Origin of the sequence: Lentibacillus sp. (genome assembly GCF_035301925.1) — a bacterium.
In the GTDB taxonomy this organism is placed as follows: Bacteria; Bacillota; Bacilli; order Bacillales; family Amphibacillaceae; genus Lentibacillus.
Map to the genome: position 1 here is coordinate 16,998 of NZ_DATGTI010000069.1, position 24,125 is coordinate 41,122.

The 24,125-nt window shown below is 41.8% G+C and carries 28 protein-coding genes; 25 read left to right on the top strand and 3 right to left on the bottom strand.

What is annotated here, in order from left to right:
- Positions 1-301 precede the first annotated feature (301 nt).
- Positions 302-751 (top strand): hypothetical protein, encoded by a 450-nt coding sequence (locus VK080_RS05905; RefSeq protein ID WP_324223844.1) that lies wholly within the window; start codon positions 302-304, stop codon positions 749-751.
- A gap of 226 nt (positions 752-977) precedes the next feature.
- Here VK080_RS05905 and VK080_RS05910 read toward each other — a convergent pair whose 3' ends face one another.
- Positions 978-1,892: an aldo/keto reductase gene (locus tag VK080_RS05910; protein ID WP_324223845.1), complete on the bottom strand. Its 915-nt coding sequence runs from the start codon at positions 1,890-1,892 to the stop codon at positions 978-980.
- Positions 1,893-2,188: 296 nt separating this feature from the next.
- Between VK080_RS05910 and VK080_RS05915 the strand changes: the two genes are divergently transcribed.
- The 13 genes from VK080_RS05915 to sigF all read left to right on the top strand — a co-directional run bounded on the left by VK080_RS05915 (position 2,189) and on the right by sigF (position 12,967).
- Positions 2,189-2,734, top strand: a complete 546-nt coding sequence (locus VK080_RS05915) for an NUDIX hydrolase (protein ID WP_324223846.1) — start codon at positions 2,189-2,191, stop codon at positions 2,732-2,734.
- A gap of 3 nt (positions 2,735-2,737) precedes the next feature.
- Positions 2,738-3,907 carry an endonuclease Q family protein gene (locus tag VK080_RS05920; RefSeq protein ID WP_324223847.1) on the top strand — a complete coding sequence of 390 codons (1,170 nt, stop codon included), beginning with the start codon at positions 2,738-2,740 and terminating at the stop codon, positions 3,905-3,907.
- A gap of 113 nt (positions 3,908-4,020) precedes the next feature.
- Complete coding sequence (gene spoIIM, locus VK080_RS05925; RefSeq protein ID WP_324223848.1) at positions 4,021-4,662, top strand: stage II sporulation protein M; 642 nt, start codon at positions 4,021-4,023, stop codon at positions 4,660-4,662.
- A 110-nt stretch (positions 4,663-4,772) separates the two neighbouring features.
- A complete protein-coding gene (locus tag VK080_RS05930) occupies positions 4,773-5,231 on the top strand; it encodes a Fur family transcriptional regulator (RefSeq protein WP_324223849.1) in 459 nt (152 codons plus the stop codon).
- 224 nt (positions 5,232-5,455) lie between these two features.
- The gene (locus VK080_RS05935) at positions 5,456-5,665 is read left to right on the top strand and encodes a YqzK family protein (RefSeq protein WP_324223850.1); all 210 of its coding nucleotides are present in this window, start codon (positions 5,456-5,458) and stop codon (positions 5,663-5,665) included.
- Between the two features lie 5 nt (positions 5,666-5,670).
- A complete protein-coding gene (gene xerD / locus VK080_RS05940) occupies positions 5,671-6,564 on the top strand; it encodes a site-specific tyrosine recombinase XerD (RefSeq protein ID WP_324223851.1) in 894 nt (297 codons plus the stop codon).
- A gap of 139 nt (positions 6,565-6,703) precedes the next feature.
- Positions 6,704-7,882: a phosphopentomutase gene (gene deoB, locus VK080_RS05945; protein ID WP_324223852.1), complete on the top strand. Its 1,179-nt coding sequence runs from the start codon at positions 6,704-6,706 to the stop codon at positions 7,880-7,882.
- Between the two features lie 12 nt (positions 7,883-7,894).
- Positions 7,895-8,716: a purine-nucleoside phosphorylase gene (locus VK080_RS05950; protein WP_324223853.1), complete on the top strand. Its 822-nt coding sequence runs from the start codon at positions 7,895-7,897 to the stop codon at positions 8,714-8,716.
- Positions 8,717-8,733: 17 nt separating this feature from the next.
- A complete protein-coding gene (locus tag VK080_RS05955; RefSeq protein WP_324223854.1) occupies positions 8,734-10,041 on the top strand; it encodes a pyrimidine-nucleoside phosphorylase in 1,308 nt (435 codons plus the stop codon).
- A 103-nt stretch (positions 10,042-10,144) separates the two neighbouring features.
- Positions 10,145-11,314 (top strand): D-alanyl-D-alanine carboxypeptidase family protein, encoded by a 1,170-nt coding sequence (locus VK080_RS05960; RefSeq protein WP_324223855.1) that lies wholly within the window; start codon positions 10,145-10,147, stop codon positions 11,312-11,314.
- Positions 11,315-11,415: 101 nt separating this feature from the next.
- Positions 11,416-11,769, top strand: a complete 354-nt coding sequence (gene spoIIAA / locus VK080_RS05965; RefSeq protein WP_324223856.1) for an anti-sigma F factor antagonist — start codon at positions 11,416-11,418, stop codon at positions 11,767-11,769.
- Positions 11,766-12,203, top strand: a complete 438-nt coding sequence (gene spoIIAB / locus VK080_RS05970; RefSeq protein ID WP_324223857.1) for an anti-sigma F factor — start codon at positions 11,766-11,768, stop codon at positions 12,201-12,203. Before spoIIAA ends, spoIIAB begins: the two co-directional genes overlap by 4 nt.
- Before the next feature lie 8 nt (positions 12,204-12,211).
- Positions 12,212-12,967, top strand: a complete 756-nt coding sequence (sigF, locus tag VK080_RS05975) for an RNA polymerase sporulation sigma factor SigF (RefSeq protein ID WP_324223858.1) — start codon at positions 12,212-12,214, stop codon at positions 12,965-12,967.
- A gap of 45 nt (positions 12,968-13,012) precedes the next feature.
- Here sigF and spoIIP read toward each other — a convergent pair whose 3' ends face one another.
- Entirely contained in the window at positions 13,013-14,146 is a 1,134-nt protein-coding gene (spoIIP, locus tag VK080_RS05980) for a stage II sporulation protein P (RefSeq protein WP_324223859.1), read from the bottom strand.
- A 169-nt stretch (positions 14,147-14,315) separates the two neighbouring features.
- On the opposite strand from spoIIP, the gene VK080_RS05985 reads away from it, so the two are divergent.
- The 7 genes from VK080_RS05985 to VK080_RS06015 all read left to right on the top strand — a co-directional run bounded on the left by VK080_RS05985 (position 14,316) and on the right by VK080_RS06015 (position 20,340).
- Entirely contained in the window at positions 14,316-14,933 is a 618-nt protein-coding gene (locus tag VK080_RS05985) for a stage V sporulation protein AA (RefSeq protein ID WP_324223860.1), read from the top strand.
- On the top strand, positions 14,914-15,339 hold the full coding sequence (locus VK080_RS05990; RefSeq protein WP_324223861.1) for a stage V sporulation protein AB: 426 nt from the start codon (positions 14,914-14,916) through the stop codon (positions 15,337-15,339). Before VK080_RS05985 ends, VK080_RS05990 begins: the two co-directional genes overlap by 20 nt.
- A 161-nt stretch (positions 15,340-15,500) precedes the next feature.
- Positions 15,501-16,976, top strand: a complete 1,476-nt coding sequence (locus VK080_RS05995) for a spore germination protein (protein ID WP_324223862.1) — start codon at positions 15,501-15,503, stop codon at positions 16,974-16,976.
- A gap of 242 nt (positions 16,977-17,218) precedes the next feature.
- The gene (lysA, locus tag VK080_RS06000) at positions 17,219-18,526 is read left to right on the top strand and encodes a diaminopimelate decarboxylase (protein ID WP_324223863.1); all 1,308 of its coding nucleotides are present in this window, start codon (positions 17,219-17,221) and stop codon (positions 18,524-18,526) included.
- Positions 18,527-18,591: 65 nt separating this feature from the next.
- Positions 18,592-19,029, top strand: a complete 438-nt coding sequence (locus VK080_RS06005) for a peptidylprolyl isomerase (RefSeq protein WP_324223864.1) — start codon at positions 18,592-18,594, stop codon at positions 19,027-19,029.
- A gap of 9 nt (positions 19,030-19,038) precedes the next feature.
- The gene (locus VK080_RS06010) at positions 19,039-19,488 is read left to right on the top strand and encodes a site-2 protease family protein (protein ID WP_324223865.1); all 450 of its coding nucleotides are present in this window, start codon (positions 19,039-19,041) and stop codon (positions 19,486-19,488) included.
- 477 nt (positions 19,489-19,965) lie between these two features.
- On the top strand, positions 19,966-20,340 hold the full coding sequence (locus tag VK080_RS06015; RefSeq protein WP_324223866.1) for a GNAT family N-acetyltransferase: 375 nt from the start codon (positions 19,966-19,968) through the stop codon (positions 20,338-20,340).
- A 78-nt stretch (positions 20,341-20,418) separates the two neighbouring features.
- On the opposite strand, the gene VK080_RS06020 is transcribed toward VK080_RS06015, so the two are convergent.
- Positions 20,419-20,502 carry a YjcZ family sporulation protein gene (locus VK080_RS06020; protein WP_079529326.1) on the bottom strand — a complete coding sequence of 28 codons (84 nt, stop codon included), beginning with the start codon at positions 20,500-20,502 and terminating at the stop codon, positions 20,419-20,421.
- A gap of 312 nt (positions 20,503-20,814) precedes the next feature.
- Between VK080_RS06020 and VK080_RS06025 the strand changes: the two genes are divergently transcribed.
- The 4 genes from VK080_RS06025 to VK080_RS06040 all read left to right on the top strand — a co-directional run bounded on the left by VK080_RS06025 (position 20,815) and on the right by VK080_RS06040 (position 24,124).
- Positions 20,815-21,558, top strand: coding sequence for a segregation/condensation protein A (locus VK080_RS06025; protein ID WP_324223867.1), 744 nt, complete (start codon positions 20,815-20,817; stop codon positions 21,556-21,558).
- Between the two features lie 113 nt (positions 21,559-21,671).
- Entirely contained in the window at positions 21,672-22,268 is a 597-nt protein-coding gene (scpB, locus tag VK080_RS06030) for an SMC-Scp complex subunit ScpB (protein WP_324223868.1), read from the top strand.
- A 175-nt stretch (positions 22,269-22,443) separates the two neighbouring features.
- The gene (locus VK080_RS06035) at positions 22,444-23,547 is read left to right on the top strand and encodes a D-alanyl-D-alanine carboxypeptidase family protein (RefSeq protein WP_324223869.1); all 1,104 of its coding nucleotides are present in this window, start codon (positions 22,444-22,446) and stop codon (positions 23,545-23,547) included.
- On the top strand, positions 23,540-24,124 hold the full coding sequence (locus tag VK080_RS06040; RefSeq protein WP_324223889.1) for a nucleoside recognition domain-containing protein: 585 nt from the start codon (positions 23,540-23,542) through the stop codon (positions 24,122-24,124). Before VK080_RS06035 ends, VK080_RS06040 begins: the two co-directional genes overlap by 8 nt.
- Position 24,125: the final 1 nt, after the last annotated feature.

Consider the following 24,125-nt stretch of genomic DNA (forward strand, 5'->3'; position numbering starts at 1 on the left):
TATGATTGAATATTATCAATGGAAATTCATGTCATAGATTGAAAAGCACCTTTCACTCCTATAATCGTATTGGGACAGCAAAAAGGGGCATAAAAAAATTAATTTTTCATGCTCCTAAAAAACTTTCGATTATAGGAGTAAGAAGGGGACTGCCGGACAGGGAAGGGGTATATTATTTGTTCGGGATGCGACGTTTAAAAGCAGCATAATGGCAGTGTGTTTCAAAGCAGATTGTTCGTTTTGGCAATAGCTTTTCGGGTAATATATGTTATACTAAATTAAAGAAAAGAGGTAGGACACCATGGAAGAAAAACTGAATTTAATCCTTGAAAGTTTAGGAGAACTAAAACAGGGACAAACCCGTTTTGAGGAAAGCCTGAATGCATTTGGAGAGAGGCAGGACCGATTCGAGAGAAATCTGAATGCATTTGGAGAGAGGCAGGACCGATTCGAGGGAAGTCTGAATGCATTTGGAGAGCGGCAGGGCCGATTCAGGGAAAGCCTGAATGCATTTGGACAGCGACTTAGTGGAGTAGAACAAAACCAGGAAGCACTTGCGGTTAATCAAAGTCAACTAATGAAAAACCAGGAAGTACTCGCGGTCAATCAAGCTCAATTAATGGAAAGACAAGAACAGATGAAAGAAAATCTGGATCATTTTATTACAGAATCCAGAAGCAATTTCAGACATGTTCAGTCCCAACTGGATGAACATACGGTTTTGTTCAAACTTGTACAAAAAGGATATTAACAAACGTAGCTGAAAGAGAGACAAGGACAGATAGCTCTTCTTGTAACTGTATACTCCGGGAAATCGCCTCAGTACTTTATCTTCTAAGACTTATATTTCCTGAAAAATTACCTTTCCTATAGAAGGAGATCAACTCCATAATCCTGGTTTATGATTCCACACGTTCTTAAAAAGCGGCACAAAAAATTTACTTTTTATGCCACTTGCTTATTGATTAAGGCGGGTACTATCGGTGGTTCGTATATTTTATTGTTTTTGTCATCTTCTGTATTTTCCCGTATGTTTCATCGGTCAATGCCGAACGGTCAATATTGATATTGTCACCAATCTGACTGACGGAACTTGCACCAAATACAGCACTCGCAACGGCAGGATGTTTCAAAATATAGTTTAACGCTAAGCAGTTCAGAGAATCACCGCCAACTATTTTTTTAAGTTCACGGTGGATGGTTTTCAGTTCAGCATACGAATAATCAAGAAAACCATCTTTGCCTTTTTTCTCGATCTGTTCATCTGCACGGTCACTGAGCATGCCTTTTGCCAGCGGCCCCCGCGCCAGAACACTGATATTGTTTTCGTGCAGCAGGTCGAGGATTTCTTCTTCAGGCCGGCGGTCAAGCATGTTATATTGCATCATGACTGCATCAATGTTGGAACGTTTCACATATTCACGGATGACATTCGGACGTATGGAGGAGATGCCGTAAGCTCGGATGACACCCTCTTTTTTCAGGTTTTCAAATGCTTCAATCGACTCATCGATCGGATCATCGATTGTGCCGCCGTGCAGCATGTAAAAATCAATATAGTCAGTACCCAAACGGTGCAGGCTGTCTTTAATACCTTGTTCGATATGTTCTTTGGACGGATCCCAGAACCAGTCCTGCTTGTCTTTATTAAAATGGTTGCCGACTTTTGACGTCAAAATGACTTGATCCCGTTTACCTTTAATCGCTTCACCGACAACCGTTTCATTTTCGCCAAAATCGTACAGGTCTGCCGTATCCAAATGATTGATGCCGGCATCCAGTGCACGCTCAATAATCGCCTTTGCCTTTTGGCTGTCCGTTCCCAGTGACATACAGCCGAGTGTCAGTTCGGAAATGTATAAATCCGATTGCCCAAGCTGGTTCTTTTTCATCAGTATCAGCCTCCAATATGATTCATCTATTTTTATTGTAAGAAAAAAGCAGCAGTCAATACAACTATTTAAGATATGATAGAATAAAGTGAAACGCCATTAGTGGAACGTTTTTTCCCACTGAAGAAAAGGAGCGAATGCTAAGTTCGCAGCAACAATCGCCAACGCCTTTGTGGCCTGCATCATACAGCCCGAACAGAATCGGGCATTTAGGGACAGTTAGCCGCCGTATTCCGGCGGGTTACTGTCCATTAGATGCGGGACAAATAATAACCGGGCAAAAAGGATGATGACCGATGAAAAAATTTGAAGAAAAAACCATTCATACGGAAACTATATATGATGGAAAGGTCGTAAAACTCCAAGTGGATGATGTGAGGCTGCCGGACGGAAATACTTCCAAACGGGAACTGATTAAACATGCCGGAGCAGTCGGGATCATTCCGATCACAAAAGACAACAAAATCGTGTTTGTTGAGCAGTATCGCAAACCACTGGAAAAATCACTGGTGGAAATTCCGGCCGGGAAACTGGAAGACGGGGAGGAACCCGAAATGACCGTCCTGCGCGAACTGGAGGAGGAGACAGGGTATGCGGCAAGTTCGCCGACATTCGTCACGTCATTTTACACATCACCGGGATTTGCCGATGAAATCATGTACTTGTATATGGCAGAAGATGTGGAACCGATTGAGAATCCTGCTGCAGGTGATGATGATGAGTTTATCGAATTGCTTGAGCTGACGCTTGAAGAAGCGAAACAATGCATGAAGGAACAACGGATCCATGATGCGAAAACAAACTATGCCATCATGTATTTAGAGTCACTTGAAAGGATGTAGGCAATGCTAAAATCATTTTTTGCAGATATGCACATTCATATTGGCCGGGATATGTACAACCACCCGGTTAAAATCACCGGTGCCAAAACATTAACACTGACTAATGTCCTGAAAGAAGCAAGCCGCCATAAAGGCATTCATATGGTCGGCGTGATTGACAGCCATGCACCTGCCGTCCAGCAGGAAATCAAAGAACTTATGAAAACAGGCTATGCCTATGAGCTGGCGGACGGTGGTATCCGCTTTGAAAATGCCACGCTAATACTTGGAGCGGAAATTGAAGTGTATGATGAAAATTGCCGTGGTCCCATTCATGTCCTTTGCTTTCTCCCGACGCTGGAAAAAATGGAAAAGTTTTCGGAATGGCTGACGACTAAAATGAAAAATATCACATTGAGCTCCCAGCGGTATTACGGAACGGCAAAAAAGCTGCAGTATAAAGTGAAAGAACTATCCGGTCTGTTTATTCCTGCGCATGTGTTCACACCGTTTAAAAGCATGTATGGCAAAGGCGTGCACCAATCGTTAAGGGAAGTATTTGATCCGGATCTGATCGACGCCATAGAACTGGGGCTCAGCTCAGATACGGCAATGGCGGACCAAATAGAGGAATTGCATGATTTTACATTTTTATCGAATTCCGACGCACATTCGCTTCCGAAGATCGCCAGAGAATATCAGCAATTGATCATGGAAGAGCCTTCGTTTAAAGAATTCAACTGGGCACTGCACAATGTCAATGGCCGGCAGATAACACGAAACTTTGGCATGAATCCTCATCTTGGCAAATATTACACAACTGTTTGCAGTCAGTGCCTTGAGCCGCTGTCTTCTGAAGCCGGCAAATGCCATAACTGCGGATCAACCAAAATTGTCAAAGGCGTGTTTGACCGGATTCAGGAGCTGACAAGCGCTAATACGGAAAAACGAGACCGGCCGCCTTATTTATACCAGGTTCCACTGGAATATTTACCGAAGCTAGGACCCAAAACATTCAAGAAACTGCTGGAACATTTTCAGACGGAAATGAATGTGATCCATTACGTGTCATTTGATGAATTGAAAAAAGTTGTACCTGAAAAACTAGCAACTTCCATTATTCATATGAGAGAGGGTAAGTTATCAATCAAAGCCGGTGGCGGCGGGAAATATGGTGCTGTCACAATGACCTGAACTCAATTGTCAAAAATATATTGGTATTTTTACAAGGAATTCTTCATAGTTTCTATCAGAGGCCATTCAAATACAAGCTGTTTGAAACGACACTCAAGTGATGGAGGATTCCGATGTATAATAAACGTACACTATTAATTGATCATGTAAGAGAGCACGCTACAATTTATATTTTCATGATGATTCTTTTCCTGACCGGCGTTATTTTTGGTGCAATCATTGTTAACAGCATGAATTTCGTTCAAAAGCAGGATTTATTCTTTTACCTTGAACGCTTCTTTGGCGACATTTCAAAAGAAGATCAAGTGAGCAGCAATGAAATCTTGAAGAGCAGCTTTTTATATCATGTGAAATATCTTTTTATCTTGTTTATTTTGGGGCTTTCAGTGATCGGTCTCCCGGTTGCATGGATTTTACTGTTTTTAAAGGGGCTCGTTGTTGGTTTTTCTGTCGGCTTCATGGTCAATCAGCTCGGGGCCAATGGACTTTTCTTGGCCTCACTGTCGATTGCACCGCAGAATCTGCTGGTCATTCCCATTTATATCATAGCTGGCAGCTTATCCATGATTTTCTCAATGATATTATTAAGAAAGCTTTTTTCATGGCGTATTTCCCAGCCGGTACTTCAGCCATTTGGAAAATATGCAGCGGTTTTCGCTTCATTAATGGTATTTTCCCTTGCTGCAGCAGCATTGGAAGCATATGTGGCAAATGGCGCAATGGAAATGTTTATAAAATCCCTTTATCATGAGTAATAAATGTTATATAATAATTATTATAAATAACAAATTATAATTATTTCATTTTGACATCATTCATTTGTCCGCATATAATGAAGTTGGGGATAATAGGGAGGAGACTTGCCATGGAACATCGAATCGAACGGATAAAAAAACAACTCCATGCTCAGAGCTATAAGCTTACTCCACAACGGGAAGCCACACTAAGGGTACTGCTGGAACGTGAAGAAGATCATCTGAGTGCTGAAGATGTATACTTGCTGGTAAAAGAGAAAGCACCCGAAATTGGTCTCGCTACTGTCTATCGCACATTGGAATTACTGTCAGAACTGAAAATTGTTGATAAAATTAATTTTGGTGACGGTGTTTCACGCTATGATTTGCGCAAAGAGGGAGCTGAACATTTTCATCATCACCTTGTTTGTATCGAATGTGGTTCTGTAGAAGAAATAGTGGATGATCTCCTGGGGGACGTTGAAAAAATAGTCGAGAAGGATTTCAGCTTTCAGGTGGAAGACCATCGATTGACTTTCCATGGAATTTGTAAACAATGCCAGGAAACGGCAGTTCAGTCAGCTAAATAATAGAATATATGAGTCGTGGGATGCCTTTTTTCTTAATCGGGAAAAAAGGTTTTAATTTTGTGGTCATAATTTACATTTATAAGGAAATAAGGTATTTTGGTGATAGAATGATAGCGTTAAGGGCACTAATAGTACCATGTATATTATCGGCCTTTCTGGGCATATCTTGACTAGTAATGAGTGTTAAGAAGTTTCCGGCAGATATGCGAAAGAGGTGAAAATGAATGGTACAGTTGTTGCGGGATGCCTTAAAAGTGTTTATTCTTTTTATAGGGTGTACATGCCTGTTTTACGCTGGTTTACGGTATATGCATGCAGAATACGAGCAATTTCACCGGTACGACCCGCCGGAAGGGCCGTCTGTAAAAGTTTTTGAGACTGATGATGGAAGCGTCATTGATCGGCTCAACTTATTTTTTCGTTTAGGGGAGTAATGATTATGCTTAAGCCCGCTTTTGACGAATTTGTCCACTATTTGATTGTGGAACGGGGCGTAACGGATAATACATTAAAATCATATCAGAGAGATTTGAAAAATTATATACATTATCTGGACAAGGTGAGCCGGAAATCAGTATGGAACGCAATAGGACGAGCTGATATTACAGGGTATCTTTACAAGCTTAAGGAAGATGGCAAATCACCTGCAACGCTCGCCCGGAACATTTCCTCCATCAGGTCATTCCATCAATTCCTGATTCGGGAACAGCTTGTCGATCATGATGCCAGCATACATATTGAAACACCGAAAAAAGAACGAAAATTGCCCGCTACCTTATCATCACGGGATGTCGAAGCTTTATTGACCATTGACGGCAATACCCCTTTAAAGATCCGCAACAAAGCAATGCTTGAATTGATGTATGCTACAGGACTAAGGGTGTCAGAATTAATAGCCCTGAAAGTAAGCGATCTTCATTTGACAATGGGATTTGTTCGCTGTATGGGAAAAGGATCGAAAGAAAGGATTGTTCCGCTTGGCAATGTGGCCGGAAAAGCGGTCGATGATTATTTGCAGCGTGCCAGAGGGAGGCTCGTGAAACGGGGGCAGGATCAAAATGCTCTTTTTGTGAATCAGCACGGCAGACCACTGTCCCGTCAAGGCTTTTGGAAAATATTAAAAGGGATTGCACGGGAAGCCGGCATCAAGAAAACCATTACGCCACATACGCTTAGACATTCATTCGCTACACATCTGCTGGAAAATGGAGCAGATTTGCGATCCGTTCAGGAAATGCTCGGTCATGCCGATATTTCTACAACACAAATTTATACACATATCACAAAAGCTAGATTAAAAGATATTTATCAATCATTTCATCCGCGAGCCTGATTTAACCTTATACAATGTTGTTATCGGGTAAAATGAATGAATGTTGATTTTGTAATTAATGTTGTCAGACATCTTACAACTATAATAAGTCAGGATATGATTAAGTAAAACAGGGAAAAACAGCTATAGGAGGTATTTAATGATGCATTTTAAACGCGTATTTTTAATTGTCATGGATTCCGTTGGGATTGGAGAGGCCCCGGATGCCAAAGCATTTAATGACGAAGGTGCCGATACATTGGGGCATATTGCAGCCCGGATGAACGGCCTGAACATGCCGAATATGGCAAAATTAGGGCTGAGTAATATCAGAAAAATAAAAGGAATTGAAAAAGCTGCATCACCAATGGCGCATTACACTAAAATGCAGGAAGCGTCCAATGGCAAAGATACAATGACAGGCCACTGGGAGATTATGGGCTTGAATATCCAGCAGCCATTCCGCACATTTCCGGATGGTTTTCCGGATGAGCTGATTGCTGACTTAGAATCCAAAACAGGCAGAAAGGTCATCGGCAATAAACCGGCATCAGGTACTGCCATCATTGAAGAACTGGGTAAAGAACATATGGATCAAGGAGCACTGATTGTTTATACATCTGCTGATTCTGTCCTGCAGATTGCTGCTCATGAAGATATTGTTCCACTGGAAGAACTGTACAATATATGTGAAATCGCCCGTGAGCTGACCCTTGATGAAAAATATATGGTCGGTCGTGTCATCGCACGCCCGTTTGTTGGTGAGCCAGGTGCATTTCAGCGGACGGCCAACCGGCACGACTACGCACTGAAGCCATTTGGCCGGACCGTCATGAATGAACTCGAAGATGCCGATTATGATGTGATAGCACTTGGTAAAATATCCGATATTTACGATGGTGAAGGTGTAACCGAAGCAATCCGTACCGCTGATAACGATGATGGCATGACAAAACTGGTTGATTCGATGGCCAAAGACTTTACGGGGTTAAACTTTTTGAATTTGGTTGATTTTGATGCCAAGTACGGCCACAGACGTGACCCTGAAGGCTATGGCAAAGCACTTGAAGCGTTTGATGCAAGATTGCCGGAAGTAATGAATCGCCTGAAAGAAGACGATTTGCTCGTTATAACAGCTGACCATGGAAACGATCCGATCCACCATGGAACTGACCATACACGTGAATATGTGCCATTGCTTGTCTATCATACAAATATGGATAAAGGAAAAGAGCTCCCATTAAGAGAAACGTTTGCTGATATTGGGGCAACGGTCGCTGATAATTTCAAGATTAAAATGCCGGAACACGGAACAAGCTTTTTGGATGATATCAAATAAGGGGTGGATACCATGAATCAGACCGCCATTAAAGAAGCAGCTGCATATATCAGTGGAAAAATGGCAAATGCACCTGTCATTGGGCTCATTTTAGGGTCAGGACTCGGTGTTTTGGCAGAAGAGATTAAAAATCCGATTACATTTTCCTACAAGGACATACCTCATTTCCCGGAATCAACTGTATCCGGTCACAAAGGCCAGCTTGTCACAGGTATGCTGGAAGGGAAACAGGTTGTCGCCATGCAGGGGCGTTTTCATTATTATGAAGGCTATTCAATGCAGCAAGTGACGTTCCCTGTCCGGGTGATGAAAGAATTGGGGATTGATTCAATCATTATCACCAATGCAGCCGGTGGTATCAATAAGGCGTTTAATCCTGGTGACTTAATGCTGATTACAGATCATATCAATAATATGGGTGACAATCCGCTGCTTGGCCCGAATGATGCAGCCCTTGGTGAACGCTTTCCGGATATGTCACAGGTATATGATGAAGTTTATTTGCAACACGCAAAAGACTGTGCGTCAAAATTAGGAATAACGGTTCAGGAAGGTGTCTATGTGGCCAATACAGGTCCGACATATGAAACACCAGCAGAAATTAACATGCTCAGAACCTTGGGCGGAGACGCAGTCGGGATGTCGACTGTGCCTGAAGTGATTGTGTCAGGACATGCGGGCCTTCGGGTGCTGGGTATCTCCTGCATTTCCAATATGGCTGCAGGTATTCTTGACCAGCCGCTGACACATGAAGAAGTGATTGAGACAACGAAACAGGTGCGTGAAGACTTTCTCACATTTGTTAAAGAAATCATCCGCACACTGCCAAATTAATCAATAAAGGTGATACTATGCGAATGTATGATATCATTGAAAAAAAACGTGATGGCCATAAACTGTCAAAGGAAGAAATCCGTTTTTTTGTCGATGGCTATACAAACGGAAGTATTCCTGACTACCAAGTCAGTGCACTTCTGATGGCTATATTTTTCCGTGATATGACTGAGGAAGAACGAGCAGAATTGACAACTGCGATGGTAGAGTCCGGTGACCAGATTGATCTTTCCGCCATTTCCGGTATAAAGGTGGACAAACATTCGACCGGCGGGGTTGGCGATACGACAACCTTAATATTGGCCCCGCTGGTTGCATCGGCCGGGGCTCCTGTTGCTAAGATGAGTGGACGGGGACTGGGGCATACCGGCGGCACAATTGATAAGCTGGAGGCAGTCCCGGGATTCAATGCGGAAATTGCCAGTGATGCATTTATCAATCTGGTTAATCAAAACAAGGTAGCTGTTGTCGGCCAGACCGGGAATCTGACGCCTGCCGATAAAAAGCTTTACGGTCTGCGGGATGTCACGGCAACGGTAAATTCAATCCCCTTGATCGCCAGCTCGATTATGAGCAAGAAAATCGCTTCAGGTACAGATGCCATTGTGTTGGATGTCAAAACCGGTGCCGGTGCATTTATGAAGGAACTCGACGATGCCAGGGACTTGGCCCGGGCGATGGTATCGATTGGCAACCGTGTTGGCAGACAAACGACGGCAATCATTTCTGACATGAGCCAGCCGCTGGGAAATGCTGTCGGCAACGCCCTGGAAGTCAAAGAGGCAATTGAAACATTGCAGGGGCGCGGACCGGAAGATTTAACAGAATTATGCCTTGAACTGGGCAGTCATATGATGGTATTGGCCAACAAGGCAGACACACTTGATAGTGCAAGGGAGCATCTGACTGAAAATCTGAACAACGGCAAGGCAATCGAACAATTTAAATTGTTTCTTGAGTCTCAGGGCGGCGATTCACGCGTTGCTGATGATCCGGGATTATTGCCGCAAGCATCGCAAACGATTGAATTACCCGCTAAAAAGTCTGGAACCATTTCCGAAATCGTCGCCGATGATATTGGAACAGCTGCCATGATGCTTGGTGCAGGAAGGGCGACAAAAGATTCCGCTATTGACCTGTCAGTCGGAATCGTACTGAATAAAAAAGTCGGTGATTTTGTCAACAAAGGTGAATCTCTTTTGAGCATTCATGCAAACACCACAGCCGTGGACGATGTGAAGGAAAAATTGTATGCTAGCATTAACATAACGGATGAAGCTGTTGCAAAACCTCCGCTTATCTATGAGAACGTTCAAAATGAATAATTTTAATGGCTAAAACGCATACTGGTTACAGTATGCGTTTTATTGTATAAGAACACGTTCTGATGGTAATCCTAAAATTATATTGAATGTTGGAGGTTGGACAATGAAAAGGTTTGTGTTTTTGACGAGCATTATATTTTCCATTCTGTTCATGCCATTCACGGTTTTCGGTGAGGAGAGTGAAGAGGACGATCAAGAACCGAATTTGGCTCCGGATACTCAATCAGCTATTTTGATTGAACGTGACACCGGTCAAATGCTGTTCGATAAAAACGCACATGAGAAGCTGCCACCTGCCAGTATGACAAAAGTTATGACTCTACTACTGATAATGGAAGCGCTTGATGAGGGAAAACTTGATAAGGACGAAACAATCAGGGTCAGTGAGCGTGCTGCATCTATGGGGGGTTCGCAAGTATTTCTTGAAGCCGGTGAGGAAATGAGTGTCAATGACCTTCTGAAAGGTGTGGCAATCGCCTCAGGTAATGATGCAAGTGTTGCCTTGGCAGAAAGAATAGCCGGCAGTGAAAAGGCATTTGTAGAACAGATGAATAAAAAAGCAGAAGCATTGGGACTGGAAAATACACAGTTTCAGAATTCCACCGGATTGCCGGCTGAGGACCATTACAGCACTGCCCATGATATGGCAATTATGGCCAAAGAATTATTAAAATATGAATCCATAACCGATTACACATCGATTTATGAAGATTATTTACGAAAAGGTGAGGAAGACGAATTCTGGCTCGTGAATACAAATAAACTTGTTAAGTTTTATCCGGGAGTTGACGGGTTGAAAACTGGTTATACGAATGAGGCAAAATATTGTTTAACAGCTACAGCAGAAAAAAATGGTATGCGTATGATTGCAGTTGTCATGGGTGCCGACACCACCAAGGAACGGAATGCATCTATCTCCGGTATGCTTGATTATGCATTCAACCATTATGAAACGAAAAATTTATACAAGAAAGGGCAGACCATTACGACACTGGACCTACTGAAGGCGGAAGACGCGTCCGTTGATGTGGTGGCATCTGAATCAATCAGTACCATCCACCGGAAAGGCGAGGATGATAAAAACGTGAAAGCATCGGTAAGCCTGAATTCTGACATCACACTGCCAATCAATAAAGGCGATCAGGTTGGTGAACTAATTGTCAAACACAACGGTCAGACACTCTCAAAAACACCATTGATTGTTGATCATGATGTCAACAAAGCATCGTATCTGACGTTACTGAAACGCACGATGCAAAATATGGTGAAATAACAGAAACATCGACGAATTACTTCTTCTTTTGTCGGGAAGCAGGAATTGGCCCAAGTTATAACGAAACAGTACTCAGAACGAAAATGTGGGGAGGAAATGAAATGAGTCTGTCAACTGCATTTGACGTCAAAGAGGATGTCCTGGTCGTCAGAATGTCCGGGGAAATTGATCACCATGAAGCGGAAGTATTACGGAATGAATGGAAAGAAATGATGTATACAAACGCCATTAAACATGTTGTGCTGAACCTTGAATCGGTGACATTCATGGACAGTTCAGGACTTGGTGTTGTTCTTGGCAGATACAAAGAAGTACTGCAGCTGGGAGGGGAGATGGTTGTATGTTCCGTTTCGCCACCGGTCAGAAGGTTGTTTGAAATGTCCGGTTTGTTTAAGATTGTGAGGCTGGAGGAGAACGAGGAACACGCGTTATTAACGTTGGGGGTGGCATCATGAAAAATGAAATGTATGTCAAGTTTGCGAGTGTAAGCGAAAATGAATCGTTTGCCAGGGTGACAGTTGCTTCGTTTGTGGCACAGCTGGACCCGACCATGGACGAACTGACCGAAATTAAAACCGTCGTTTCTGAAGCCGTAACGAATGCCATTATTCATGGGTACAATAATGAACCGGGCCACTATGTTTCGATATCCTGTGTACTGCATGAAGATGAAGTTGAACTGACTATCAAGGATGACGGTGTTGGCATCGGTGATGTAGACGAGGCAAGACAGCCACTTTATACATCAAAGCCTGAATTGGAAAGATCTGGGATGGGCTTTACGATTATCGAGAATTTTATGGATGTACTGGAGATCATATCTTCACCTGAAAATGGTACAACCGTTCATATGACAAAACAACTTTCAAAAAAAACGGTTACTGAATAGGGATGCCTATGGATGTAAATGTTAGCCATAGAAACCTGCAGGAATCGTTAAATGACGAACAGGTGAAGGCATATATCCAAAAAAGCCAGCAGGGAGATAAACAGGCAAGGGATATACTTGTTGAGAGTAACGTCAGACTGGTATGGTCGGTTGTACAGCGGTTTATCAATCGCGGATATGATCCAGATGACTTGTTTCAAATAGGCAGTATTGGACTGATTAAAGCAATTGATAAATTTGACTTATCATATGATGTCAAGTTTTCTACGTATGCCGTTCCGATGATCATCGGTGAGATACAGCGTTTCATTCGGGATGATGGCAGTGTCAAGGTGAGTCGTTCCTTAAAGGAAACCGGCAACAAAATACGTAAAAAACGTGAGGAAATGACAAAACGGCTGGGAAGGACGCCAACGGTTCTTGAAATTGCCGAAGCTCTTCATATCACTTCAGAAGAAGTCGTACACGCGGAGGAAGCTGCCAAATCACCACATTCCATTCATGAAACGGTCTTTGAAAACGACGGTGACCCGATTACGTTATTGGATCAGATTGCCGATGATGATACCAAATGGTTTGATAAACTGACGTTGCAGGAAGCAATCAGACGGCTGAATGAACGGGAACGGTTGATTTTGTATTTACGGTATTATAAAGACCGGACACAATCCGAAGTAGCCGATAGACTTGGCATTTCTCAAGTACAGGTATCAAGGCTCGAGAAAAAGATATTAAAGGAAATGAAAGTGAATATGAATCCATGACTAAAGGCTGTTCTGATTAAATCGGAACAGCCTCTTCTGGTCACTTTAATCTCCAGTATTGTTGACTTTCATGGCATCACCTTTTTGATGTTCGCTAATGACTTCTGCAAGGACTTCAGAAGTATTTTTGAGTTCCTCCCGGGTATTATCAACACCGCCAAATTCAATAAGGATTGACTGTGCCGAAATATCCTGGTTATAGATACCATTTCCTTCTGATTTATCTTTTTCATATATGCCTTTACTGAGCCCGGGATATTTGTTTTCAACCAGTCCATCCAATTCTTTGGCAAATGCAAGATTTTCACCGTAATCTTCATGTTCAAGCCCTACTATGAAATATATTCTGGCGTAATCTTCACCGTCGATTGTAATCGTCGTTTCGTCTTTTCTCTGCGCATCACGATGAATATCAATGAAATAGGTTATGTTACCATTGTTGGACATGACTTCTTCGATGGATTGCCGGGAAAATTTGTACGAATCGCTGTATCCCCAGCCTTTTTCATGGAGACTTGCTGTGACATTGGTTTTGTCATGAATCGCGTTTACCCCTCTTCTCTCCAGTTGTTCAGTGAGCATCGCACCTACGTTTACAACATTTTGATTATGATTCGTTGTTGAAGCTTCACTGGGCTTTTTATCTGCATCATCCAGTAAAGGCAAATAAGCTTCCCAGGCATGGCTGTGATAAATGAATATATCCGCATCAGACGTGTCTTGACTTGATTCCTCTTCTTGTTCAGACTGTTCCCCCGGTTGTTCCTCTTTAAGTAACTTTTCAAAATCAGGAGGAGGCGACTCAATTGGCGCAGCCGTTAAATCAGATTCTTTCCCAGCCAGATACACGCCATTGGACAAGGACTTTTTCCCGGGCAATTCAAGTTCGATCAGACTTGTGAAACGTTTTGGTGTGATGCCTGAAGTGAATTCAAACAGCAATGAAGAGAAATCAGGCATTTTTATATCATTTTCATATAAATTCCCCTTGAGCCGGGGAACTTCGGAGCTCATCAGTAACAACAATGATTCTGATATCAAATCCGACTCTGTTAACTCATTAATGGTGTCAAAATGAAAAAGACCGTTTTGGCTTTTGGATACGGATATAAATGAAATGAGCACAAAAATGAGGAAAACACAAATGAAATATGCCAAAATATGATGCTTGATTTTCACTGAAACCAGCCTGCCTTTTATATTTCTCTTTAAAATACTATGCAGGTCTGCTTTTATTAGAATTTAAATCTGAAACATTTACCTCTGAGAAACCAGCTTTTTCTGTGATAATTCCCGTGATTTCAACAAATACTATTCTGTACAACATCGTAAAGAGGATGAGCACCGGATGTCAGAAATCGTATATCTGCGTATGAAAAAGAAAGTTGAAACGACGTATCTGAAAAAGGTGAATCTGAAGGATATTGCTTACATTTCAACCACATCGCCATTGAAGAAAGAATTGGAAAAAACACCAATTTACCGCATGACCAAAAAGGATCGGAATGTGGTAATCGTGGACAGTTTCCTGGTCATCGATCATCTGAATACACACTATCATAATCTGGAATTTCAGCTCGTCGGACCAACGCATACCATGATCCGGATCCAAAAGTATAAAAAATCGCCAAACGTATTCATGGCGGCGATTGTTTGGCTGCTCCTTTTTATTGGTGCTGCGATGACCATTGTAAATTTTCATTACGATGTCAGTATGCAGGAGGTGCAGCAAAAACTTCATTATTTGCTGACTGGTGAACAGAACCAATATCCCTTATGGATTCAAATACCATACTCTTTTGGACTCGGAATTGGGATGCTCTTATTTTTTAACCATTGGTTCCGGAAACGAATCAACGAAGAACCGAGCCCTCTCGAAGTTGAAATCTTTAATTACCAGCAAGACATGGATCAGTATCTTACCCATTATGAGAACCCACTAGACGATGACGAGCGTTTTGATTAGTCTGCTGGAAGTCATAATTGGATTTGCTGCTGGTATTGCTGTCGGGGGCGGTTTTGTAGCGTTTTTAACAGTATTGGGCATCATTCCCAGACTCATACAATTGAGTAAGACTGATAAATTCATACGAAATTACACCGCAAGTATTATTCTTGGATCCTTATTTGGAGTCTACATGTCATTTGCAAATATAGACTGGAATCAGCCTTTGATTTTACTTATACTATGGGGACTCTTTCACGGAATCTTTAATGGAATGCTGGCAGCTGCTTTAACGGAAGTGCTGAACGTATTTCCGATTCTTTCAAAACGTATTCGGATGGAAAACAAAATGCTGTGGTTATTAATGGCCATTGTTTTTGGTAAGATTGCCGGATCCCTTTTTCAATGGACGATATTAGTGAGATAAAGCGAAACTTCATTCAATGGGGCGCTTTTTCCCCATTGAATGTTAGTTGAGCCGAATCGGGCATTTATGGTCAGTTAGCCGCCGTCATCTGGCGGGTTACTGACCATTATATGCGAATAAGTTTATACCGATATTAAATAATATGTGGAGAGTTGAATATTATGAATCAAGGCCAAAATACAACGCCGATTTACTCAAAGATAGATAAAAACAAACAATACATGAAGGATCACGTTGGACTGGATACTTCGTTCGATCTCGGTTTTCGCGAATTAGTCATTCTGAAATCAAAAGTTCAGCTTTATTTTGTTACCGGCCTCTGTGATGGATCTGTTGTCCAGCAAATCATGCGTCAGCTTGTACAGATCAACGACGATGAAATTAACGCGAAAAAATTACCCGAAATCATTGAAAACCGGATTATTTATCAGCAGGTTGAACGCACAGAATCCCTGGATGAGGCTGTAGACCAGATATTATCTGGTTTAGTTGTAATTTTTATTGATGGGATAAAATACGCGTTTATTGTGGATGTCCGTAATTACCCTGGACGTTCACCGGAAGAACCTGATACGGAGCATGTTGTCAGAGGTTCCCGTGATGGCTATACAGAGAATATTATTGAAAATACAGCATTGACGAGAAGGCGAATCCGTGATGCCAGGCTCCGTCATGAAATGATGAAAGTCGGAGAAAGGTCAAAAACGGATATTTGTTTATGCTATATTGATGATGTCACTGACAGGGATCTTATTAACATCGTTAAAGAAAAATTGGAAGCGATTGAAATCGATGGTATAACGATGACAGATAAAACGTTGGAAGAATTTATTGCGGGACCAAAATGGAAGCCATATCCTTTGGTCAGATATACCGAGCGGCCAGACGTTGCTGCTACTCATCTGATGGAAGGACATGTCGTATTGATTGTTGATACGTCACCGAGCGTTATGATTCTGCCGACAACCTATTTTGATCATACACAGCATGCCGAAGAATATCGTCAGACACCGCTCGTCGGGTCTGTTATGCGCTGGTCAAGAATGCTTGCCATTATGGCCTCAATTTTTCTGCTGCCCTTATGGCTTTTGTTTGTACTGGATCCATCATTATTGCCGGCAGAACTTTCGTTTATCGGTCCTAAAGAAGAAGGGACAATTCCAGTTGCAATACAAATCATACTGGCAGACCTGGGGATTGAATTTTTGCGGATGGCTGCCATTCATACACCGACGCCATTGGCTACCTCAATGGGGCTGATTGCTGCGGTATTAATCGGTCAGATAGCCATTGATGTCGGATTGTTCGGACCGGAGATTATTTTATATGTCTCAATCAGTGCGATCGGTGTATATGTCACCCCAAGTTATGAGCTTGGTGTCGCCAATAAAATTGCCAGGTTTGTATTGATTATCGCTACAGCTCTATTTGGTTTAATTGGTTTTTCAGTCGCCTTTACACTCTATATACTCTATCTCGTTCAGTTAAAATCATTGCAGACACCGTATTTGTGGCCATTCATTCCATTCAATGCACCCGGTATAATCGAAATTCTTTTCCGGGTTCCCATACCATACTCAAAAAAACGTCCCAGTTTCGTTCACCCTAAAAATGATTACAGACAGCCGAAAACATAAAGAGGTTATGCTTACTTATTCTCTTCTAAGACGATAAAGCCGGAAGGAGAAAAAAACCGCGCGATGGTGAGCGGTATCTGCCTCTTTCGTTTTCGGCTTTTATATGATAAAGTATCTTTACACTTTGCAAAAAGAAACAATTTTCGAGTGACCAGCGTAAAACTGCTTCGGTATAAACTTAAGTGAATATCGGGTTTTTCTAATTTTTAAAACAGTGATTGAATCGAGCGGGGGAACTTAACATGATATTGGACCACCATCCATTCGAGATAAATGAGGCAGGAAATTTAGCAATCGGCGGAATTGATTCAGTAAACCTTGCTTATAAGTATGGTACACCACTGTATGTTTATGATGTTTCATTAATACGGGAGAATTGCCGGGCTTTTGTTGAAACATTCAAAGAACTTGGAGTTCAGGCACAGGTGGCCTATGCAAGTAAAGCTTTTTCATCAGTTGCGATGATTCAGGTTATCAAACAGGAAGGCTTAAGCCTGGATGTTGTATCACAGGGGGAACTTTATACAGCATTGGAGGCAAATTTCCCTCCGGAGAAAATCCATTTGCATGGCAATAATAAAAGCATTGATGAACTGGAAATGGCTATAGATAATGATGTCGGATGCATTGTCGTTGATAATTTTCATGAAATTGAACTGATCAATAAAATCCTTCAGCAGAAAAATAAAACATTGAATGTTTTGATGCGTATTACGCCAGGGATTCAGCCAAACACACATGAATATATCGCAACCGGCAATGAGGATTCAAAGTTTGGTTTCAACTTGGATGATGGACAGGCGGATGAAGCGTTCTTACAATTGCACAGAAGCGAACATATTCATTTTAAAGGATTGCACAGCCATATTGGTTCACAATTATTTGAAACAGACGGCTTTCTGTTGGCAGCAAAAATTTTGTTCCGGAAGTTGGCTGATTGGCATGCTGAATATAAGTTTTCCCCGGAAGTTCTGAATCTTGGAGGAGGTTTCGGCATCCGGTATACAAAGGAAGATGAGCCACTTGCCTACTCAGAGTATGTAAAGGAACTGATAGCCGTCGTCAAGGAGCAGGCGGATTTCTTCAATATCCCTTTACCTGAAATATGGATAGAACCCGGGCGCGCTATAGCCGGCAATGCCGGGGTGACCTTATACACAGTTGGATCGATAAAAGAAATTCCAGGTGTACGCCATTATGTTTCGGTTGATGGGGGGATGACTGATAATATACGTCCCGCTCTTTATCATGCGAAATATGAAGGTGTGCTGGCAAACAAGGCGGCAAAACCTGTAACAGATACGGTTTCTGTAGCGGGAAAATGCTGTGAATCAGGAGATATGCTTATATGGGATCTTCCAGTGCCTGCTGTTGAGAGCGATGATATTTTAGCTGTGTTTTCAACCGGTGCATATGGTTATTCGATGGCCAACCATTACAATCGCTTTCCAAAAGCGGCCGTTGTCTTTGTCGAAAACGGCCGGGACCAACTGGTTATAAAGCGTGAAACGTATCACGATGTGGTGAAAAATGATATTTCCTATGAATGATGCAGTTGTTTTCTAGTAAAACGTCCGATAAAATAAGGTGAGAATATAAAAGGGGATGAGAAATCATGCAGAAAAAAGGCTATATTTTAATGGAAAATGGGAATAAAATAGAGTTTGAACTTTATCCGAATGAAGCACCAAATACAGTCGCCAATTTTGAAAAACTGGCTAACAGCAACTTTTATGACGGTTTGACCTTCCACCGGGTGATTGACGGATTTGTCAGCCAGGGGGGATGCCCGAATGGTAATGGCACCGGAAATGCCGGCTATACAATCAAATGTGAAACGGAAGGAAATCCGCATAAACATCTGGAAGGTTCGCTGTCAATGGCTCACGCCGGAAAGGATACAGGGAGCTGTCAATTTTTTATCGTACATGAACCCCAACCGCATTTGGATGGTGTTCATACGGTCTTTGGCCGTGTTACCTCAGGTGTCGAATATGCAAAAGCGATGAAAAATGGTGACGTTATGAAACAAGTAAAAGTTACGACAGAATAATCGTCATGTATGGATATTTATCTATTGTTATTCCTGATTTTCGTTGCTGCACCTGCGGGAACGGGAATCCATGAATTTGGTCATATAATTGGCGCAAAATCGGTGGGCGCTGACAAAATGTTGTTATCAATAGGTGTCGGCACAATTGTTTACCGTTCAATGTGGAAAAAAATAAATATTACGGTGCGTGCATTCTTTTTTATTGGAGGAATGGCCTGCAGTGAAAGGAAGATTCCGTATCGGCCGCGTGAACGAATCAGAATAGCTGTCCTTGGACCGCTCAACAGTTTTTTGGCCACAGGTTTCTGCTATGCTCTGTATGCTGTGTATCCAAATGGCTATTTGCTGTTATTCTTACTGTTCAATTTATGGATTGCGGCTGTTAATACGATTCCATTCCGTTTTAAAGGGAAACAGTCAGATGGCTATACGATCTTAAGGATTATCATGCAAAAATAGGCAAATGTATGCTTATGCGAAAATATGGTAATGATAATAAAGGGTGAGTGTGAATTTGCAGCATAAAAACAAGTGACTGTTGTTTTTATGCTTCTGACCCTTGGGATAATCTGGGGATTCAAGTATTGCTCTGCATTTGTTTTGCAGTACAATAAGGGATTTTTTGAATCTTATAATGTAGTCAGTGTTGACAAATAATGCTTGATACTGCATAACTATATATACAAATGGTTTAACCAGCATGTAAAGGACACTAACCTGCCAGAAAACGGCAGCCGACTGTCCCTAAATGCCCAATTTTGTTCAGGCTGCAAGGCAATTGCAGCAGGACGCCCGAGTATTTAGCCTTTGCTCCTCTGCTTCAGCGGGAAAAATACCTGCTGAATGACGGTTATATGGTATCAGCGAGGAAGCCACTCAGGATGGTGTGTTCAGCTCGTTTTGATTGGTAAGTTACTATCATAATGAGGGATATCTATGTTTATTCGTTATAAAAAAAATTATGAAAAAATTGCAATGGGATTATTGTCTTTCATGCCCGAAGAAAAAGATGTAAAGAAATTGCAGCAAACGATCAAAGAGTATGAAACAAATCCGGATTGGCATCTTTTCCTATGGAAAGAAGAAGATGTGCTTGGTGCAATTGGCGTGCGAATAGAAAATGATATCGACGCCGTTGTCCAACATGTTTCGGTCAATCCTTCACATCGTAATTCGGGGATTGGCAAAAAGATGGTGAAGGAAGTACGAGATATGTTTGGTGATAAGTATGCAGTTTGTGCTGACGAATCAACACAGGAATTTCTGAATAAATCCATTGAAGACGAGCAGAAAAATGAAGAAAGTGACTAAACAAAAGCCATCTCTGTTTCAGAGGTGGCTTTTGTTACAAATAAACACTGTAGAGTGGTGCTGCTCATTTTTGCACGATTACATCCATGCAGCACCGACAATAATCAGAAGGATGAACAATACAACGATTAGCGCGAATCCTCCGCCATAACCATAGCTCATAATGATATTCCTCCTTTTTTGCTTAACGAATAAATGTTTTTTTGATAACATTTATCTTACGTTAATAGCTTATGATGACAGCTGGCAAGTTGTATAGGCATTTATGTCAATTAAATGCAACATTTCACCGCATGTAATGGCCAGTAACCCGTCGCAAATCGGCGGTTAACTGTCCCTAAATGCCCGATTCGGCTCATGGGGAAAAAGCATCCCGCTGAATGAAGTTTCGCTTTATTCCGCATGTAATGGGTCAGTAATCTCCACAAATCGGCGGTTAATTTGCTCTTTTTCGCAAATGAAAGGAGAACTGTTGTGAACGAACCATATCAAGTGAAACTGGATGGTTTTGAAGGTCCTCTTGATCTATTGCTGCACTTGATTAACCAATATGAGATTGATATATATGATATTCCTGTGGCTCAGATAACGGCACAGTATATGGACTATATTCATACCATGCAGCGTCTTGAACTGGATATTGCCAGCGAATATTTAGTGATGGCTGCCACATTGCTTGCCCTGAAAAGTCAGATGCTTTTACCAAAACAGGAGATAGAAGAAACAGATGAAGAATACATGGAAGATCCCCGTGAGGAATTGATGCAGCGCCTGATTGAATATCGGAAATACAAAGAGGCAGCCCAAAAACTACAGGACAAGGAAAGGGAAGCCAATCAGATTTTTACAAGGCCGCCAGTCGTATTCGATCATCATGATATCAGGCAGCCTGTCGGCAAAGGGGATTTATCAATCTATGATATGATTGATGCCTTAGGAAAGATGTTTGAGCGTAAGAAATGGCATGAACCACTGGAAACGAAAATTGAAAACAGCGGGGTTTCGATTGAAGAACGGATGACTGAAGTGCTTGATTTAGTAAAACATTCGACTGAGGGACTTGCTTTTGACCGGTTATTTGAATACCCGTCCCGCTCTCATATTGTCGTCACATTTATGGCAATACTGGAGCTGATGAAAAACAATGAGGTAACGTGTGAGCAGGAACACCATTTTGATCAACTGTATGTATTTTACCGCACATGTAATGGACAGTAACCCGCCAAAATACGGCAGCTAACTGTCCATAAATGTCCGATTCTGTTCAACTAACATTAAGTGGGAAAAAGCGTCCCACTTAATGAAGTTTCACTTTATTTGGGGGATTAATTGTGGAAATTAACGAATTGAAAGCTATTACGGAGGGATTGTTATTTGCCAGTGGCGATGAAGGCATTACGGTGGCGCAAATCGCAAAGGTTTTGGATATACCGGAACATACGGTCAGACATTTACTGGAAGAATTAAAGTATGATTATGACAACACAAATCGTGGAATGCTCCTGATGCAATCACATGAAGTATTCCATCTGACCACCAAACCTGAACACAGCTCTTATTTCAAAAAATTGCTTGAGACGCCACAGACGACAAGAATGTCGCAGGCGGCTTTGGAAACATTGGCAATCATTGCGTACAAGCAGCCAATCACCAGAACCGAAATTGAAGATATTCGGGGTGTTAAAAGTGATCGCCCTGTACAGACGCTGATTGCCAGGTCCTTGATTGAGGAAGTTGGACGAAAGGAAGGGGCAGGACGGCCAATATTATTTGCAACAACAAAAGATTTTCTCACTTATTTTGGATTGACATCCCTGGAAGAATTACCGGTACTCCCCGAGGATATCAATACCGATCAGCTTGAACAGGAAGCAGATTTGTTTTTTGAAAAATTTTCAGAGCAAATCGATGATAATAGTCATACATAGTACTTAGAGATCCTTACTTTCATTAGTAAGGATTTTTTATTATAGCGTATAAAGGCTAAGGGAGTATTAAGTATACTATAAGCAACGTGACATTATCGGGTGATTATTGGCATATCCGCATGTCTAACGCGCATAAACTGTACAGAAAAATTAATTACCTGCAGGAGGAAAGTGTATGCGTTATGCCGTCACAACACTCGTCTTTCTTTTGTTAAGCTGTTTTTTTTATCCTGCGTCCGGACAAGCCAATCCGGATGTGTCAGCAAATAATGCTGTGCTGATCGAACAATCGTCCGGCAGAGTGCTGTTTGAAAGGAAAGCACATGAACAGCAGCCAATTGCCAGTATTACGAAAATCATGACCGCTATTATTGCAATTGAATCGGGGGAGTTGAATAAAACGGTAACGGTCAGTAATCGTGCCGTTAATGCAATTGGATCTTCCATTTATTTGGAAGAAGGCGAAAAAATAAAGCTGAAGGACCTTATTTATGGATTGATGCTTCGTTCAGGTAATGATGCAGCTGTCGCCATAAGCGAACATGTCGGCGGCAGCATGGAAGGTTTCGTTCATTTAATGAATCAGAAAGCACAGTGGCTCGGGATGACGAACACCTCTTTTGAAAACCCGCATGGCCTCGATACCGACAACCATTACTCAACAGCATATGATATGGCAGTCCTAATGCGTTATGCGATGGATAACGAGACATTCAGGCAAGTCACCAAAACCAAAAGTTATAAATCGGAAAACCGGGTGTATGCCTGGAAAAATAAGCATAAATTACTGACTGGCATGTATGACCATATAAACGGCGGAAAAACCGGATTCACCAGAATTGCAGGAAGAACTCTGGTAAGTTCAGCATTAAAAGACGACATGGAGCTGATTGCCGTTACCTTGAACGGTCCCGATGATTGGCGCGATCATATCGGAATGTTTGAATGGGGATTTGATAACTATGATATGACTACGATTGATCAAAAAGGCGAAAATATTTATCGAATAGCGGACTCCGGCAGTCAAGTTACCGGATATTTGCATCAAGATATTACAATACCGCTTCGGAAAAATGAACAAGGACAAATTGAAAAACAATCATTCATAGCACATGATAATCCGGGAACAGCGGAAGATGTTATCGGAAAAACGATTTATTTTGCTGATGCTGTACCGGTTACACAGACCCCTATTTTTTCGGAACGGGATAAAACAGGTTTTCTCAAGGATGTCGTATCAATCTATCAAGGCATTACCGGATTTGATCCAAATGGTTAATATCATTTGGGCATTAATGGCAGGTATCGGAATCGTTTATGCCATGCTTAACGGAACAATGGATGAGGTCAATAAAGCTCTGTTCGAAAGTGCTGAGGAGGCAGTCACTTTATCCATCGGGCTGATCAGTATATTGGTATTTTGGCTTGGCATCATGAAGGTGGCTGAGGAAGCAGGGATATTACAATTCCTATCCAATGTATTCAGGCCGATTATCGTAAAAATATTTCCGGAGATTCCAAAAGATCATCCGGCAATGGGTTATATACTGTCCAACATTACGGCAAATATTTTTGGTCTCGGGAACGCTGCAACACCGATGGGTATTAAAGCGATGGAACAAATGAAAGAGCTGAGTGGAACAGACACAGCTTCCAGATCAATGATTACATTTCTGGCTTTAAATACATCCAGTCTGACAATTATTCCGACAACTGTCATCTCCATCAGAATGCAATATGATTCCGTTTCCCCAACTGAAATTGTAGGTACAACCATAATCGCAACACTCATTTCGTCAATCAGTGCACTGATTATTGATCGTATCTTTTACTACAGAAGCATTGGGAGGAGATAAT

Excerpts from the sequence above, each read along its gene's own strand:
- deoB (WP_324223852.1), top strand. The coding sequence starts at position 6,704 with ATGATGCATTTTAAACGCGTATTTTTAATTGTCATGGATTCCGTTGGG.
- spoIIM (WP_324223848.1), top strand. The coding sequence starts at position 4,021 with ATGTATAATAAACGTACACTATTAATTGATCATGTAAGAGAGCACGCT.
- VK080_RS05950 (WP_324223853.1), top strand. The coding sequence starts at position 7,895 with ATGAATCAGACCGCCATTAAAGAAGCAGCTGCATATATCAGTGGAAAA.
- VK080_RS06035 (WP_324223869.1), top strand. The coding sequence starts at position 22,444 with ATGCGTTATGCCGTCACAACACTCGTCTTTCTTTTGTTAAGCTGTTTT.
- lysA (WP_324223863.1), top strand. The coding sequence starts at position 17,219 with ATGATATTGGACCACCATCCATTCGAGATAAATGAGGCAGGAAATTTA.
- spoIIAB (WP_324223857.1), top strand. The coding sequence starts at position 11,766 with ATGAAAAATGAAATGTATGTCAAGTTTGCGAGTGTAAGCGAAAATGAA.
- sigF (WP_324223858.1), top strand. The coding sequence starts at position 12,212 with ATGGATGTAAATGTTAGCCATAGAAACCTGCAGGAATCGTTAAATGAC.
- VK080_RS06020 (WP_079529326.1), bottom strand. The coding sequence starts at position 20,502 with ATGAGCTATGGTTATGGCGGAGGATTCGCGCTAATCGTTGTATTGTTC.
- VK080_RS05905 (WP_324223844.1), top strand. The coding sequence starts at position 302 with ATGGAAGAAAAACTGAATTTAATCCTTGAAAGTTTAGGAGAACTAAAA.
- VK080_RS05935 (WP_324223850.1), top strand. The coding sequence starts at position 5,456 with ATGGTACAGTTGTTGCGGGATGCCTTAAAAGTGTTTATTCTTTTTATA.
- VK080_RS05955 (WP_324223854.1), top strand. The coding sequence starts at position 8,734 with ATGCGAATGTATGATATCATTGAAAAAAAACGTGATGGCCATAAACTG.
- VK080_RS05930 (WP_324223849.1), top strand. The coding sequence starts at position 4,773 with ATGGAACATCGAATCGAACGGATAAAAAAACAACTCCATGCTCAGAGC.
- VK080_RS05990 (WP_324223861.1), top strand. The coding sequence starts at position 14,914 with ATGACGAGCGTTTTGATTAGTCTGCTGGAAGTCATAATTGGATTTGCT.
- spoIIAA (WP_324223856.1), top strand. The coding sequence starts at position 11,416 with ATGAGTCTGTCAACTGCATTTGACGTCAAAGAGGATGTCCTGGTCGTC.
- VK080_RS05995 (WP_324223862.1), top strand. The coding sequence starts at position 15,501 with ATGAATCAAGGCCAAAATACAACGCCGATTTACTCAAAGATAGATAAA.
- xerD (WP_324223851.1), top strand. The coding sequence starts at position 5,671 with ATGCTTAAGCCCGCTTTTGACGAATTTGTCCACTATTTGATTGTGGAA.
- VK080_RS05985 (WP_324223860.1), top strand. The coding sequence starts at position 14,316 with ATGTCAGAAATCGTATATCTGCGTATGAAAAAGAAAGTTGAAACGACG.
- VK080_RS05960 (WP_324223855.1), top strand. The coding sequence starts at position 10,145 with ATGAAAAGGTTTGTGTTTTTGACGAGCATTATATTTTCCATTCTGTTC.
- VK080_RS06010 (WP_324223865.1), top strand. The coding sequence starts at position 19,039 with ATGGATATTTATCTATTGTTATTCCTGATTTTCGTTGCTGCACCTGCG.
- VK080_RS05915 (WP_324223846.1), top strand. The coding sequence starts at position 2,189 with ATGAAAAAATTTGAAGAAAAAACCATTCATACGGAAACTATATATGAT.
- VK080_RS06005 (WP_324223864.1), top strand. The coding sequence starts at position 18,592 with ATGCAGAAAAAAGGCTATATTTTAATGGAAAATGGGAATAAAATAGAG.
- VK080_RS05920 (WP_324223847.1), top strand. The coding sequence starts at position 2,738 with ATGCTAAAATCATTTTTTGCAGATATGCACATTCATATTGGCCGGGAT.
- VK080_RS05910 (WP_324223845.1), bottom strand. The coding sequence starts at position 1,892 with ATGAAAAAGAACCAGCTTGGGCAATCGGATTTATACATTTCCGAACTG.
- VK080_RS06015 (WP_324223866.1), top strand. The coding sequence starts at position 19,966 with ATGTTTATTCGTTATAAAAAAAATTATGAAAAAATTGCAATGGGATTA.
- VK080_RS06040 (WP_324223889.1), top strand. The coding sequence starts at position 23,540 with ATGGTTAATATCATTTGGGCATTAATGGCAGGTATCGGAATCGTTTAT.